The 15,645-nt window shown below is 27.4% G+C and carries 20 protein-coding genes; 13 read left to right on the top strand and 7 right to left on the bottom strand.

Annotation, left to right across the window (positions count from 1 at the left end; genetic code table 4):
* The 6 genes from MSROBK_RS02005 to MSROBK_RS02030 all read right to left on the bottom strand — a co-directional run.
* Positions 1-671: hypothetical protein (locus MSROBK_RS02005; protein ID WP_159373216.1), on the bottom strand; the 671-nt coding region annotated here is incomplete at its 3' end.
* A gap of 110 nt (positions 672-781) precedes the next feature.
* Positions 782-1,144: a hypothetical protein gene (locus MSROBK_RS02010; protein ID WP_105629227.1), complete on the bottom strand. Its 363-nt coding sequence runs from the start codon at positions 1,142-1,144 to the stop codon at positions 782-784.
* 3 nt (positions 1,145-1,147) lie between these two features.
* The gene (locus MSROBK_RS02015) at positions 1,148-2,539 is read right to left on the bottom strand and encodes a hypothetical protein (protein ID WP_040092835.1); all 1,392 of its coding nucleotides are present in this window, start codon (positions 2,537-2,539) and stop codon (positions 1,148-1,150) included.
* A complete protein-coding gene (locus tag MSROBK_RS02020) occupies positions 2,532-2,810 on the bottom strand; it encodes a hypothetical protein (protein ID WP_040093566.1) in 279 nt (92 codons plus the stop codon). The genes MSROBK_RS02015 and MSROBK_RS02020 overlap by 8 nt, the downstream gene beginning before the upstream one ends.
* The gene (locus MSROBK_RS02025) at positions 2,810-4,270 is read right to left on the bottom strand and encodes a PBSX family phage terminase large subunit (protein WP_040092839.1); all 1,461 of its coding nucleotides are present in this window, start codon (positions 4,268-4,270) and stop codon (positions 2,810-2,812) included. The genes MSROBK_RS02020 and MSROBK_RS02025 overlap by 1 nt, the downstream gene beginning before the upstream one ends.
* Positions 4,263-4,661, bottom strand: coding sequence for a hypothetical protein (locus tag MSROBK_RS02030; RefSeq protein ID WP_040092843.1), 399 nt, complete (start codon positions 4,659-4,661; stop codon positions 4,263-4,265). Before MSROBK_RS02030 ends, MSROBK_RS02025 begins: the two co-directional genes overlap by 8 nt.
* Before the next feature lie 278 nt (positions 4,662-4,939).
* Here MSROBK_RS02030 and MSROBK_RS02035 point away from each other — a divergent pair, with 278 nt between their 5' ends.
* From MSROBK_RS02035 to MSROBK_RS02065, 7 genes are all read left to right on the top strand, one after another.
* Entirely contained in the window at positions 4,940-6,277 is a 1,338-nt protein-coding gene (locus tag MSROBK_RS02035; protein ID WP_040092844.1) for an Mbov_0401 family ICE element transposase-like protein, read from the top strand.
* A 406-nt stretch (positions 6,278-6,683) separates the two neighbouring features.
* Complete coding sequence (locus MSROBK_RS11410; RefSeq protein WP_227991364.1) at positions 6,684-6,968, top strand: hypothetical protein; 285 nt, start codon at positions 6,684-6,686, stop codon at positions 6,966-6,968.
* A 54-nt stretch (positions 6,969-7,022) separates the two neighbouring features.
* Complete coding sequence (gene rpmG / locus MSROBK_RS02045) at positions 7,023-7,172, top strand: 50S ribosomal protein L33 (RefSeq protein ID WP_071890193.1); 150 nt, start codon at positions 7,023-7,025, stop codon at positions 7,170-7,172.
* Between the two features lie 9 nt (positions 7,173-7,181).
* A complete protein-coding gene (secE, locus tag MSROBK_RS02050) occupies positions 7,182-7,628 on the top strand; it encodes a preprotein translocase subunit SecE (RefSeq protein ID WP_040092845.1) in 447 nt (148 codons plus the stop codon).
* 37 nt (positions 7,629-7,665) lie between these two features.
* Positions 7,666-8,310, top strand: coding sequence for a transcription termination/antitermination protein NusG (nusG, locus tag MSROBK_RS02055; RefSeq protein ID WP_040092846.1), 645 nt, complete (start codon positions 7,666-7,668; stop codon positions 8,308-8,310).
* Between the two features lie 240 nt (positions 8,311-8,550).
* On the top strand, positions 8,551-8,952 hold the full coding sequence (locus tag MSROBK_RS02060) for a DNA-3-methyladenine glycosylase (protein ID WP_227991501.1): 402 nt from the start codon (positions 8,551-8,553) through the stop codon (positions 8,950-8,952).
* Positions 8,953-8,962: 10 nt separating this feature from the next.
* Entirely contained in the window at positions 8,963-9,532 is a 570-nt protein-coding gene (locus MSROBK_RS02065; protein ID WP_040092848.1) for an HNH endonuclease signature motif containing protein, read from the top strand.
* Between the two features lie 32 nt (positions 9,533-9,564).
* On the opposite strand, the gene MSROBK_RS02070 is transcribed toward MSROBK_RS02065, so the two are convergent.
* Positions 9,565-10,068 carry an isochorismatase family protein gene (locus tag MSROBK_RS02070; protein WP_040092849.1) on the bottom strand — a complete coding sequence of 168 codons (504 nt, stop codon included), beginning with the start codon at positions 10,066-10,068 and terminating at the stop codon, positions 9,565-9,567.
* Positions 10,069-10,162: 94 nt separating this feature from the next.
* On the opposite strand from MSROBK_RS02070, the gene rsmG reads away from it, so the two are divergent.
* From rsmG to gltX, 6 genes are read left to right on the top strand one after another with little or no spacing between them, the layout of a single operon-like run.
* Complete coding sequence (gene rsmG, locus MSROBK_RS02075; protein WP_227991365.1) at positions 10,163-10,864, top strand: 16S rRNA (guanine(527)-N(7))-methyltransferase RsmG; 702 nt, start codon at positions 10,163-10,165, stop codon at positions 10,862-10,864.
* 58 nt (positions 10,865-10,922) lie between these two features.
* Positions 10,923-11,702 carry a ParA family protein gene (locus MSROBK_RS02080; RefSeq protein WP_040092857.1) on the top strand — a complete coding sequence of 260 codons (780 nt, stop codon included), beginning with the start codon at positions 10,923-10,925 and terminating at the stop codon, positions 11,700-11,702.
* Entirely contained in the window at positions 11,689-12,579 is an 891-nt protein-coding gene (locus MSROBK_RS02085) for a ParB/RepB/Spo0J family partition protein (protein WP_174842680.1), read from the top strand. Before MSROBK_RS02080 ends, MSROBK_RS02085 begins: the two co-directional genes overlap by 14 nt.
* A 22-nt stretch (positions 12,580-12,601) precedes the next feature.
* A complete protein-coding gene (gene ychF, locus MSROBK_RS02090) occupies positions 12,602-13,702 on the top strand; it encodes a redox-regulated ATPase YchF (RefSeq protein WP_040092859.1) in 1,101 nt (366 codons plus the stop codon).
* An 11-nt stretch (positions 13,703-13,713) separates the two neighbouring features.
* Positions 13,714-14,175, top strand: a complete 462-nt coding sequence (ispF, locus tag MSROBK_RS02095; protein ID WP_040092860.1) for a 2-C-methyl-D-erythritol 2,4-cyclodiphosphate synthase — start codon at positions 13,714-13,716, stop codon at positions 14,173-14,175.
* A gap of 21 nt (positions 14,176-14,196) precedes the next feature.
* Positions 14,197-15,645: a glutamate--tRNA ligase gene (gltX, locus tag MSROBK_RS02100; protein ID WP_040092861.1), complete on the top strand. Its 1,449-nt coding sequence runs from the start codon at positions 14,197-14,199 to the stop codon at positions 15,643-15,645.

The following is a 15,645-nucleotide window of genomic DNA, read 5'->3' on the forward strand; positions in this document are numbered from 1 at the left end:
GGTGGACAAGGATACATGTTATACATTAATAAATCTCTTGAATTCATAACTTTTTTATTAAATTGACCTTTAATAATTGGCCGACCAATTACAGGCATATCAAAAAAGATAGGATTACCATAAAATTTAACTGCCATTGCTCTAACCCCCGGGTCTTTTAATAAAACTTCATCTAATTCAACAATACCTTTATTTAGTTTTTCATCATAAGTTATTTTAGGAAAACAATAACCTTCACCTGGGGCACTTGTTTGTATAAATTGTCTTACTGATAAACCACTATTACTAATTTTGTCATTAATACTTGAAAATGTAATTTCTTGTCATAAAAAACTACCATCATAAGGTGAATAATAATTAATAACATTAGATGGATATAATCATTGTCTATCTTGTGGTGCAGAATTAATATTACCCCCACCAATATTTAAACCACGGTCATTAAATACAGTATAAAAATTATAATAATCATTAATATTTAATTTATTGACATCTTCATCTAAAATTAATAAAGTATATTGTCTTTCAGTTGATTGTTGAGTAAATACTTGTTCAAATTTAGCTTCACCAAATTGAATTGAACTTCTATCATCAATCATATAAGCATCTCAATATTTCCCAACCTTAACTTCTTTAGTATAAAAATTATCTGCTTTATTATCATTATTCATAAAATAACTTAATTTATATTGCTTTAAGTATTCTAGCATTCTATTAATATCATAAATATTTTCACCATCAATTAATTTTCAATAAACATTATTATTTTCATCTTTTAATTTTATAGCAAAGGTGTTTCATTATTGGCTCATATAGTTGAATTAATTGGCTGTTTATTAAAATCATCAATCGTTAATATATTAATTTCTTCACCTTTATATTTTTGTACTATTTTTAAACTATTTTGTCATTGAGCAATAGTACTTTCCATATTATCAAATATGCGTGAATAACTACCATAATCACTTGGTTTTGCATTATTAGGTTTTCATCCTGTTTCAGTATCAGGGATATATGAACTATAAACATTAAAAGGAAATACCATTCAATGACGATTGTCTTTTATGTTTTCTCTGATATCTATTAAAGTATCGTGGGCTTGTCTTCTTAATTCTTCGATAACTCCGGGATTAATTCTACTCATTTGTTAATTCTCCTTAATTTCTGTTCTACCTTGTAAGGCATTTTGATTATTACCAGTTTCATCATATTCTAGTAATTTATTATTATGTTCAATTTCTTTGGTTTGCATTTTATCTTGTCATTTTTCTATTTTTTCAAAATATTTGTTTGCTTCTAATTCATCAATATTATCATATTCAGTAATTGCTCTTATTGGTTCCATTGTGCCATTATCTAATCTAGCAGTAATTAATTCATTTTGTCGCATTTGGTCAACTAAACTAGCACTAACAAAATCAAAACCATAAGGTCGTTCACCAACACCATCTCATAAACCATAATATTTTAAAACAGTATCAAACATCTTTGTATAATATTGTTTACGATATGCTTGTAAATATGCTTGTTTTTCTAAATCTTTGGTTTTAGTTAATAAAGATTGTGTTTTATTTTGGTCATTATCTGATTTATCACCAAAAGGACTAGAAAAATGACATGCTAAATATACTTGTTCAATAATTGATTTTTCGTCTTCGGTATATGTTTCTAAGGTTGGTGTACCTTGTACTACTTGTAAAGATTGTGATAATTGACCATCTACTGCTGATTGACCTGATTGAATAAAAATATCATCAAAAGCATCTTGTAATACTTTTTTATTGCCTTTGTTATAAGCAGTCATTAAATCATCATCTAATACCCCATATCAATGAGTACGATTTGCTCATCTTTCTTTTGATTTAATATTAAAACTATCTTCTAAATCAAATTGTAATTTATAACAATTTGCCATAGTAGGCCATGGGTTTAATGTTGTTGAAGTTGATAAAAATAATGGATTAGGTTCATTAATCATTTCTCAAAAAGGGACAATACCTAATTTGTTTTTAAATTCTTGTACTAAAACAGGTCTAACATCATCTTTAATTTGTGTTTTACTTTGCCCAACAACTACTTCATTATTTTTTGGTCAACCTTTAATAATTATTTTATCTTTGGTACAAATTAAATTTAAAATAAAACCACTATCTGATTGATGATAATTTAATCAAATATCAGCACCTTGTTCAATTTCATTTATTTTGCTTACTCTTGAAGTAAAGTTAAATGGGTTAATTCATAAATCAATATTGCCATCACTAGTTTCTAATAAACCAAAGATAGTTTTACCCATTAAACTGGCTGTTAATTCATTTTTATCTAATTTTTCTTTTATTTTATAAGTTTCATATCATCAATTTAATTTTTCTAAAATGTCTTTACGATGAGACTTAAATAAAATATCTTTACCATTTACTAGTCGCATTTGATGGCGAGCAATAATATTTGCTAAATTAATAGTTCAATCATAATTATAAAATTTTAAAACACTATTAATATCATTTAAGTTTGGTAAACTAGGGAAAGTATTATTCATTGTTATTTTGCTCCTTTAATTTTAAAATAAGTGCATAATTAATAATATTTACTGTTAATAAATTTGGTTCATTTGATAAAACTTGTACACATACTTTAATTTTTTGATATTTCTTAATATATTCGTTATATAAATTTAATTTACATATTGCTATATTATCTTTTTTTAATTCTTGACAAAGTCTTTTTTTAACTTGTCCACAAACAGACATATAAGGTCTTTTTGCATTTATTACACGTTCATCATGTATTACATAAATATCTTTTTTCATTAAGTTAATCACTCCCTTTGTTGTCATAATTTATAATCGGATGAACTATTATGTTTAACCATTGGTATTAATTCAAAGTGTAAAGCATAAAAATCACTATCAAATGTATCATCATATAAATCTAACATTCGTTCTTCTCTTACATCGGGTTTATCTTCTCATTGAATTAATTCATATTGGGTTTTACTTACAGGACATTTTTCTCATAATCATTTTAATTGATTAGTATTTATTAACATTGTAAATGCTTCTACACGATGTTTTATTTTAAACTTCTGCTTTTGTGCTGGTTTAAAATTCATGTATTGACCAAAAGTATAATTATATTTTTCTCTATTTAAACTTTCTAATGTTGCATAAGCACTATCATCAACATTAATTGATATTCCTTGTTGTATTAAATTAAAATATTGGTTTAATTGATTGTTGTAAAACTCTAAAATATCTTTTACTTGTTCTAATGGTCCTTTAAATTGTTGCGTAGCATTTGAGTGTGTATATTCAGCAACTTTATAGGCTTTTTTATCAAATGAATTATATATTCAAAAGCTCGATGCTGTTGTATGTCCTTTGGGACTAGTAGAGTTTGCTAAGTCAACACCACCTAATAATTTAGTTGGTTGAATAATATCTGTTGCTTGCATAATATCAATATATCTTGCAAAAATTGAACCACTAGTATTCCCAGGCAGTCCTCAACTTCATACTCTTGCTCTTTCAATATCTAATTGTTCTAATCTTAATTGTTCATTAACTTTATCTTGTGGTAATTCATAATTAAGTCTTCAACTAGAATAATGAATAATAATCTTCATATTTCATTTTTCAATATAATTAATTTGTTCATATTTACTACGCATTATTTCTTCATTAAAAGGTAATAATTCATTACAATAACCAACAATATATCTTTTTAAGCTTTCAGGATTACATGTATTAATTGTTATTTTATTTTGATAACCACGAATAGCAAATTCTAAATCACTTAAATCTTTTTGTTGAAATTGATCACATTCTTCTCTTCAATCAATAACTAATTTATATTTATTTAAATCAGCAAAAGCTTTTAATTTTTCTTTTCGACTTGGTGAATGTAAACCTTTACAATATATTTTGCTCCCATTTGATAAAGTAAAAGTAAAATTAGATAAATTAATAGTATAAGAAATATTATTTTCATCTAACATATTTCATATGTTTTGAAAGACACTATCTTTTAAATCTTTACTTCAATACATACTAGCAATAATACAAATTGGTTCTTTAATCAATAAACTAATTTTTAATAATTCACCAAACATTTTAATATTTGAAATAGTTTTACCACTATATCGTGTTCCAATTTGATTAATTTCATTAACTAATTCATATTTTTTAGCAAATGGATATTTATCACCAACATTACTATTTTGTAATAACCAATAAGGCGTTTCTAACAAATAAGTAAAATGATTAAGCATTATTATCACTTTCTTTTTTAATATCTCTAATATCAGTTTGTAAATTAACTATTATTGGTTGTTGATTATTTAAATTTAATTCTTTTTCAAGTTCTTTTTCTTGCAGTGAATATTTATAATTAAATGCTCGTTGTCAATATAATTTAGCACCATCAGGCGAACGCATCATATATTCAATTATTTCACTTTCAATTCTATCAACTTGTTTTTCAAGCAAAGGAACTATCTTTTCGCTCGCATAAGTATCATATCTTCACTTGCAAGAAAGGTTGAATTTATTGGTTAAATCATTCAATGTATATGGTTTATTAGATGATTTATCTTGTCAAAATTCTTCTATTTTACGGTAAATTGTTCGTAAACTTGCTGTTTTTGGATTAAATTCTTTCATTTTTACTCCTTGTTTCATACTAAAATTGCAATTATAAAAATTATATGGTTAAATATAAGTATAGAAAAAACATGTACGAAAGAACTTGGCCGGTTCTTTTTATTTACATTCTTAATTAAAATAAAAAAAAGGTAAATTTCTTTACCTTCTTAGTTAAATTAATTTGCTAATAAATAAATTAACACCTATATTATAACATATTAAATAAAAATTACTATCTTTTTTGATTTTTTATTATTTTTGTGATAATGTTTGAAATTAAGAAAAGAGGGTAAAAAATGATAAATGTTGATAACAACTTTTTTAACAATTTTAATATTTTATTAGATAAACAAAGTATTGAAATTATTCAACAAAATTTAGAAAATTATGATAAATGAATTTTTAAAAATTATAAAATTGATGAAACTTTAAAAGAATTTAAAGATTATAAAGTAAAAGAAATAAAACCAAGAACATTAACTATTTTAAATGGGAAAATAACTTTTAAAAGAAGAAGATATTATAAAATTAATCCAGAAACAGGTAAAGAAGAATATATTTTTCCTTTGGATAAACTTTTAGTAATTGAAAAATGACAAAGAATAGATAATTCTGTTAAAGAAAAAATATTATCATTTATTGGCAAGAAAAAAACATATCAAGATATTTTAGATACTATGGAACATGTAAAAATTTGTATAAAAACAATTTCAAATATTATGAAAAATGCAAAAACTGATAAAGAATATTATCTTAATAAAACTAATAAAAAAATAAAAATACCGCATACTTTATATATTCAAATTGATGGAACTTTTTTAAAAATGTGAAATGAAAATAAAATAGGAAAACAGAAAATAAAAAAACATAGTATATTTTCAACTGTTTATACTGGTTTTGATAAAGCAAAATCAACTAAAAAAAGACCTGTAATTGAAAATAAATTGGGTGTTATAGAATTAGATAACATTCCAGAATATATTAGAAAAAATAGTAAATTAACTAATTTTGTTAATAAATTACTTATATTAATTACAAGTTATTATGATATTAATGACAATATTGAAATTATGGTATTAGGTGATGGTGCACCTTGAATTAAAAATATTGCAAAAGTTATTCAAGAATATTTCCCTAAAAATAAAGTACATTACACCATAGATAAATTTCATCTTACAAGTAGATTTAAAAAACTATATCCGTTTCAAAATAAAAATAAAGAAAATAGAGAAACTTATCATAAAACCGTTGATTATTTTTATAATGCAAAATATGAAGAATTATTACAATGCTTAGAAAACAGTTCTTCTTTTATAAAAGAATCAAAAATGAAATTCTTAAAAGAAACAATTAAATTAATTAAAAATAATGAAGAGGGTGTCAGAAATCAAATATTATGAAATAATATTGGTTGTCATATTGAAGGTGATATATCACATTACTGTAAGGGTGTTTTGGTTAAAAAAGCAACTTATCATGAAAAAACTCTTAAAAATAAATTAAATACTAGTATGATGAATTTTAAAAATAAAATTAATTTATTTAACACTAATGAACCATTAGAAGAAAATAGAATTAATTATTCAGTTAATAATTTTAATAAAAAATTACAACAAAACTTATATCTTTATTAATTTTATATAATAAATTAAGTAATTTTAATAAAAATATATTTTTTGTTGTGAAAAAATTTAAAAAATACTAAAATATTATTGACAATAAAATTAAAAGTTATATACTATAGATAAGTAAGTGGTATATTATTCCACAATTTCTAAGATATTAATTAAAACCCTTAAATAATACATACAACCTAATTTATATAAATTATATGCCCCCTTTCTAGAAGAGGTAAAACGACGAACGTTTTATAAGTATTTTGCTTTGCCAATTGAATTATCCGATTTAGAGAGTTTGAAGTATTTTTCTGTCCTAGAAAGTGCGAAAATGTATAATCCTCAGTCACGGAAAAAACTAAAAGATTTTATTTTTCAACGTTATACATAAGATATTCATAAGCAAATTCGCCAATGTTTAAATATGCGAAATCGCGTTTTGAATTATTATGTTAAACTAGCAAATGATAATGTTACAAACAATGAAGAATATTTTTCAACAAAAATTGCGCGTTTTGATGAACAAAAACAAGTTATTAAATTATTTTATCAACGGTTATCACCATTAGAAAAAGAAGTTTTTCGATTATGGTATGCAGGGGAAAATATTTATAATATTCATCAACTTTTAGCCCTAGATTATTGGCAAGTTGATAATGCAATGCAACGAATTATGCAAAAAACAAAGGATTTTTATAAAAATAATTAAATTAAGTATATCAATATTTTTATTAATATACTATAATTAAATATGGTGAATATTATGCGCGAAAAAATTATATTAGTATGCTCGGAATGTTTAAATCGAAATTATTCAACATTTAAGAATAAGATGACACAAAAAGAGCGGTTAGAAATAAATAAATTTTGTAAAACATGTAACAAGCATACGAAACATAAAGAAACAAGGTAGGTGTTCGCAATGACTAAAAAAGCGAAAGATGATAACGCAAAAAAAGAAATTAAACCAGTTTTAACAAAAGAAGAAAAAAAAGCGTTAAAGCTGCAAAAGAAAAATGAGAAAGCAGCGCTAATTTTTCAAAAAAAAGCAAGTAAAACAGCGCCAATTCAAATTGGAACAAAAAAAGAAATTACTGCACCAGAAATTGACGAAAATGGTGAGCCAATTAAAAAAGGTCTTTTTAAAAGTAAACATTCCGATAAAAGTAAAAGAACAAATTGAAAATTAGCATTTCGTGAATTTCCTGTTAAAATGGCCAAAGAAGTAACAAGAATTCGTTGGACAAGTAAAGGTAGTTTAGGACGCAAATTTTTAATAACAATTTTATTTATTATTGCTTTTGCAATATTTTATTTAGTATTGGATTTAGTTTTACACCACTTACTAATCGTCGCGCGCATTATATAATAATAGTACGATAAGAAAAAATTAAAGGAGCAAAATAATGACAGAACAGAACACAATGACAGAACTAGAGGCAAATAATGATAACCTGGATAACAGTGAAGATTTCGATGATGTTACGAAGTATCCTGGAAAATGATATGTAATTAATTGTTATTCTGGTCACGAAGATCGTGTCCGTGATGATTTAATTCAACGGGTAGAATCATTAAATATGAAAGATGTTGTTTTTGATATTATAGTTGTAAAAGAGACAGTCCCACCCAAAAACGGGAAGACAATAGAAAAAAACGTTTATCCAGGATATATTTTTATTAATATGATTATGAATGATGAAGCCTGATATATTGTTCGAAATACAACTGGTGTTACCGGGTTTATTGGTTCATCAGGACGCGGGACAAAACCGTTTCCATTAACTGACCAAGAAGCAAAAACAATGCTTTCAAAATCACTAGCAGCTAAAAAAGCAGCAGCACAACAAGGGAAAAAAGTTAAAAAAGTGTTTGTTGCAAACTTTGAAGTTAACAATTATGTTCGTATTCTATCTGGAACTTTTGTTGATATGGAAGGACAAGTTACAAAAATTGATACTTCAAAAGGAATTGCAACAGTAAATTTAGAGATGTTTGGTCGTTTAACTTCCACCGAAGTTGATTTTGACCAATGTGAAAAGATTGGTTAAGAAGACATAACAAATTAGTAATAATTTTTGTTATGTTTTTTTCGCAAAAATGTTAAATTTAACATGATTAGTAGATTCTGCTTTTTTTTCGCAAAATGCTATTATTGTTGCAAAACAATTATTAGGAAAGTATTTAATTCGTATTATTGATGGGAAAAAAATATTTGTAAAATTATTTAGACAGAAGCATATGATGGACCAAACGATGATGCTAATTATGATTTTAACAATAAACGAAGTTTACGTAGTGAAACATTATTTTGACAAGGTGGTTATGCCCATATTTTTATGATTTATGGGATGTATTTTTGTCTTAATATTGTTACTGATCAAGTTTATTATCCGAGTGCTGTTTTGTTACGAGCTGGTGAAATTATTCTTGATGAAACAATTCCTAATTTTATTAGTAAACCTAATTTAGCAAATGGTCCAGGAAAACTGTCACGTTATTTAAAAATTAATAAAACTGATGATGGGCTTAACCTTATCAAAAGTTCAACACTATATTTAGGGCAAGAAACAACGCCAAGTGTTTTTGACATTACAACAACGCCACGGGTTAATATTGATTATGCAACTAATTTTAAGTTAAAACCATATTGTTTTTATATTACCAATCATAAGGCAGTTTCAAAAAAGTAAGAGGTTAAAAATGAACAAAACAAAAAACACAGAAATTTGAAAAATTCATCCTGATTTTCCTTATCTTGAGATTAGTAATATGGGTCGTATTCGTAACAATATGACAAAGAAAGTTAAGGAACTAAAAAAACCAAAAAATACAAATTATTTTTTAGTTCGTCGTCGTGAAGAAGGAAAAACAAAAACAAAACCGCTGCATAAATTAGTTGTTGAATTATTTATTGGCCAAGTACCACCAAATATGACGATTGATCATATTAATGGTAATCCCCGCGATAATCGTGCTGAAAATCTTGAAATTGTGTCAAAACGTGAAAACACAATGCGGCAAATTAGAATGTGATCACATCCACACAGTTTTTATAATCGTAATTTAATTGAAGCTCATAGCGAAAAGCGTTGAATGTATCGCGATCAATTATACAATTGGATTGAGTTGTTAAAATTACTACACGCTCAAGGAATTATTTATTATCAAGTTAAATGAAGGGGCAGTAGCAGCGGGCGGATTGGTCAATTGCCAAACGGTGAAACCATTATGCGGGTAAAAAACATTGATTTTGACGATGATGATTTTTAAACAAACTATTATTTATTAAGATAATAGTTTTTTTAAAAGGTAATGTGGGGGTTAAGGCCAACACTATATGTTAGGTCAAGATAACCATGGTAATTTAATTTAATAGCATCAGTTAAAGTTGCAGAAACACAAACATCTAATGCAACACCAACCAGGACAAGGTCTGTCACATTTTGTTCTTGTAAGAATTCATGTAAACCGTTCGAAATTTGATTATCATTGAAAAAGGCACTATAACTGTCAATGTCTTGTGCTGTTCCTTTTAAAATAATTTTATTAAAATAACTTTCTGGTAATTGATAAAGTTCGCTTCCTCAATTATTGGCAAGACAATGTGGTGGTCACTTTGTAAATGAACAGTGATCTTTGGGATGAAAATCTTTTGTGGCAACAACTAAATCTTTATTATTTTGAAACGTTTTAATTAACTTTACAATTTGATGATGAAGTTTTTCTGCTCCAGAAACATATAATGCTCCTTTTGGATTAACAAAGTCATTTTGATAATCAACAACAATTAACGCTTTTTTCGTCATTTTTAACTCTCCTTTTGAATAATTTTTATTATCTATTTATATATTAACAAATATCTTGTTATAATGTTAACGCAATTAAAAGTTATGAGGGGTTATGATGATCAAACTAATTAATGATTATTTTTCTGAGCTTGTTATTAACCAACAGCAAGAAGAACAATTAGAACAATATTATCAATATTTGATTGAGCAAAACAAAGTAATGAATTTAACAACCCTTGTTATTCGTGAGGATGTTTATATTAAACATTTTCTAGATTCAGCATTAGTGTTAAAAAATTATACGTTTAGTGATAAAGTAAAAGTTGTTGATGTTGGGAGTGGCGCTGGATTTCCGGGGATTATTCTGAAAATATTTTGTCCAACAATTAAATTAACGATTATTGAAGCATTAGAAAAACGTTGTTTGTTTTTGCAACGGTTAATTACCAAGTTACAGTTAAATGATGTTGAAATTGTTCATGCTCGTGCAGAAAATTACAGTTGACAACATTGTGAACAGTTTGATTATGTTGTCTCACGAGCTGTTGCTAATTTAGGAATGTTGTTAGAATTAGTTGTGCGAATGGTTAAAGTGCAGGGAAAAATTATTTGTTATAAAGGACCTAATATTGTTAACGAATTAGCAACAGCACAAGCAACATTAAAGGCCTTAAATTTAAAGTTAGAACAGACACAATATGAAAATATTCTTCCATTAGGAGAACGTAATATTTGTTATTTTATTAAAACCGCACCAACAGTAAAACCATATCCACGCAGTTTTAATCAAATAAAAAAATTCCCAATTGGGTAAAGTGTTATATAATAGTAGTATATAAAATTATTAGTTACAGAGCAAAGAGAGGAAAATTATGGGGAAAATTATTGCAATCACAAACCAAAAAGGTGGGGTTGGAAAAACAACAACTTCAATTAATTTAGCGGCGGGCTTAGCGCGAACTGGGAAAAAAGTTTTATTAGTTGATATTGATCCCCAGGGAAATGCGACAACAGGAACGGGGGCTAATAAAGATAAAATTCATGATGGGATGAGTATGTATGATGTTTTAGTTGGTCAAGTGCCGTTAAAAAATATTATTATCCCAGGCGTTATCAATAATGTTGATTTAGCACCAGCAACAATTTCGTTAGCGGGAGCAGATATTTATTTAATGGAAAAATTAGATGATAATCAAAGTCTGTTACTTGACCGGATTAAACCGATTCGTGATAAATATGATTTTATTTTAATTGATTGTCCACCGTCATTAGGATTAATTAATCGAAACGCGTTAGCTTGTGCTGATTCAGTTTTAATTCCAATTCAAGCGGAATATTATGCATTAGAAGGTTTAGCCCAATTGTTAACTTCAATTCGCTTTGTACAAAAAATGTTTAATAAAAATTTAACCATTGAAGGGATTGTTCTGACAATGTTTGATTCACGAACAAAACTATCATTTGAAGTAATGGCAGAAGTTAAAAAATATTTTAATGAAAAAGTATATCGAACGCATATTCCCCGTAATATTAAAATTAGTGAATCACCCTCACATGGATTAAGTATTTTTGATTATGATAAAGGTGGCGCCGGGGCAATTGCGTATGAAGAATTAACGAGAGAGGTGTTGGCAAATAATGGCAAACAATAAGAGTCGATTAAGTTCAAAGGGATTGGATAAAATTTTTGGTGAAGGAATTAACGATGTAATTAAAGAAATTGAAAGTAGCGATGAATTAAAAGCAACAGCAAATGAAATTATGCTAACAGAAATTTTTCCAAACCCACATCAGCCACGAAAAACTTTTAATGACGAAGAGTTGGCAGAATTAGCACAATCAATTAAAGCATATGGTTTAATTCAACCAATAATTGTTAAAAAAACAAGTAGTGGTTATTATTTAGTGGCGGGAGAACGTCGTAGTCGCGCTGCTAAATTAGCGGGGTTAACAAAAATTCCAGCAATCATTGTTGATTTTAATGATCAACAAATGAAAGAAGTGGCATTGGTTGAAAACATCCAACGGGTTGATTTAAATACGATTGAAGAAGCAAATGCATATAAGGAATTAATTGCGTTACTAGACTTAACCCAAGATGAATTAGCAAAACGAATTGGAAAATCACGGAGTCATATTACAAATACCTTACGTTTATTAACTTTACCAGCTGATGTTCAGAAATTATTATTAGAAAATAAAGTTACGATGGGACAAGTGAAACCGTTAATTAGTCTTCACATTGATAAGAGTGAATTTAAAAAGGTTGTTGATAAAATTGTCAGTCTTAATTTAAATGCGCGCCAAGTTGAAGAATTAGTTAAAACTTATGGGACAAAACAAAGTAAAGTTCAAGAAACTAATAAAAAAGATTCGGGGAAACGAACTGTTAATGAATTTTTAGAAAATAAAATTATGCGAAAATTAGGAACAAAGGTCGTTATTGATGCTGATAAGGTTGTTATTAGTTACCATGGATTAAAAGATTTAAACCGAATTTTAGAATTATTAGGTTTAACAGATGATTAGTTGATAGTAAGGAAGAAAAAAGATGGCATTAAAAATGGGGATTGTTGGTTTACCAAATGTTGGTAAATCAACTTTATTTAACGCAATTACAAATTCACAAGTTGAAGCAGCAAACTATCCGTTTGCAACAATTAATCCTAATGTTGGAACAGTTGAAGTTCCTGATGAACGCATGGATACTTTAATTAATCTTTGTGAACCAAATAAAGCAATTCGTAGTACATTTGAATTTTATGATATTGCCGGATTAATTGCTGGCGCTAGTAAAAGAGAAGGCTTAGGCAATGCTTTTTTACAAAATATTCGCGAAACGGATGCAATTTGTATGGTTGTTCGTTGTTTTGATAATAAAGATATTACACATGTTGAAGGAACAGTTGACCCAATTCGTGATATTGAAATTATTAATTTGGAACTAATTATTTATGATCAAGAACAAATTCAGAAACGAATTGATAAAGTGGCGAAAAAAGCGCAAACCCTAAAACAAAAAGATGATGTTCTTGAATATGAGTTGTTATTAAAGTTAGCAGCAACATTAGAACAAAACAAGTTATTAAAAGATCTTGTGTTATCAGAAGATGAATTAAGAGCTGTAAAAAGTTTTAATTTATTAACAATTAAACCATTTATTTATGTTGCTAATGTCGCTGAAGATGATTTGAGTCAACGAGATAATGTTTATGTTGAAAACGTAAAGGCATATGGCAAACAAAATGGGATTGAAGTTGTTGTTATTTGTGCCAAAATTGAAGAAGAATTATCGGTGTTAGATGTAACTAATCGTGCTCTGTTAATGGAAGATTATGGTATTAAAGAAACAGGGTTAAATCAATTAATTAAAAAATCATATGCCTTATTAGGATTACAAACATTTTTTACGGCGGGAAAACAAGAAGTTCGTGCCTGAACTTTTAAGAAGGGTTCAACAGCACCAATGTGTGCGGGTCTTATTCACTCTGATTTTGAACGTGGTTTTATTCGTGCCGAAATATATTCATATGCTGATTTAATCAAATACGGTAGTGAAAAAGCGATAAAAGAAAATGGTCGTTTACGGAGTGAAGGAAAAAGTTATATCATGCAAGATGGTGATATTTGCTTTTTCAAATTTAATGTTTAAGGAGAATAATAATGCGGATTGGTAATAGTTATGATTTACATAATTTAAAAGCAGGAACAGGATTACTTTTGGGAGGAATTTTTATTCCCTGTCAACATCAAGTTGAAGCTGTTTCGGATGGTGATATCTTGTTACACACAATTAGTGAAGCAATTATTGGAGCCTTAGGACTTGGCGATTTAGGTGATTGGTTTGATGAAACAAACAAAAATATTAATTCACAAGTAATTTTAAAGCAAGCACTAACTTTAATGGCTAAGCAAAATTATCAAATTGTTAATATTGATACAACGATTATTGTTGATGCGCCAAAATTAAAAGAATATAAAACATCAATTAAGATGAATTTAAAACAATTATTACAATTAGAAGATGAAAATATTAATATTAAAGCAACAACAACAGAAAAAAACTTTACTAACATTATTCAAAGTTATACAACATTGCTGCTAGTTAAAAAAGACAATTGTTAGAAGTTAGAATGAGGAACTAAAATGAGTCAAAAGATTAGATTACGTTATGCACCAAGTCCAACGGGATTTTTACATATTGGGAATACAAGAACAGCTTTATTTAATTATTTATTTGCGAAACATTATCAAGGTGTTTTTGTTTTACGGATTGAAGACACTGATACAGAACGTAATGTTGATGGAGCAATTGCATCACAATTAGATAATTTACGCTGATTAGGAATTGAACCAGATGAAACAATTGATCGACCAGGAGCTTATGGGCCATATTGCCAGTTAGAACGGTTAGATTTGTATCAAAAATATGCTCAAGAGTTATTAGATATGAAAAAAGCATATTATTGTTTCTGCACCCCAACTGAATTAGAACAAGATCGTGAAGCGCAATTAGCGGCAGGACGCCTTGCTCCACGTTATAATCGAAAATGCTGAAAATTATCAGCAACTGAAGTTGCAACAAAATTAGCAAATAATACGCCATATAATTTGCGCTTTTTTGTTCCCGATAACACTAGTTATGATTTTGATGATTTAGTTCGTGGTTCGGTTCATTTTGAATCAAAAGACCTTGGGGATTGAGTTATTTTAAAATCAAACGGAATTCCAACTTATAATTTTGCAGTAGTAATTGATGATATGTTAATGGCAATTAGTTATGTTGTTCGCGGTGAAGAACATATTTCTAATACCCCTAAACAATTAATGATTTACCAAGCTTTTAATGTAACACCACCAATTTTTGCGCATTTAACTTTAATTGTTAATGAACAACATAAAAAACTATCAAAACGTGATAGTCATTTAGTGCAGTTTATTAGTCAGTATCGTACCTTAGGTTATTTACCAACGGCAATTTTTAATTTTATTAGTTTATTAGGATGATCACCATTGGGAACAGCAGAAATTTTTTCTCACGATGAATTAATTAAGTTATTTGATGAAAAACGATTTAGTAAATCGCCAAGTATGTTTGATGTTAAAAAATTAACTTGAATGAATAATTATTATCTTAAACAACTTAGCGATGAAGATTATCTTGCTTTTGTTCGACCTTTTTTAGCGCAAGCATTTGATTTAACAAAAAAAACCCCAGAATGAGTAAATATGTTATTATTAATTTATAAAAAAGAACTTCAATATGGTGCGGAAATTGTTACATTAGCAAAATCTTTCTTTGAACCAGTTGCGCAGTTAGCATCAGCAACAAGGGGAATGTTAATAGAATTAAGTGGTTATGAGACAATGATTGCAACTTTTAAAACACAGTTACATGAGTTATCAGATTGAACAGAAACAAATATTAAAGACCTAATTACAAAGATGGGTGATCAGTATAAAATGAAAGGAAAGAATCTATTTATGCCAATTCGAATTTTTACTTCTCATCAAGAACACGGACCAGAACTAGCAAAGGTTATTTATTTATTAGGAAAGGAACAAGTAATTAGTAATATTACAAAATTACAATAA

It is taken from the genome of Spiroplasma poulsonii, assembly GCF_009866525.1.
In the GTDB taxonomy this organism is placed as follows: Bacteria; Bacillota_I; Bacilli_A; order Mycoplasmatales; family Mycoplasmataceae; genus Spiroplasma; species Spiroplasma poulsonii.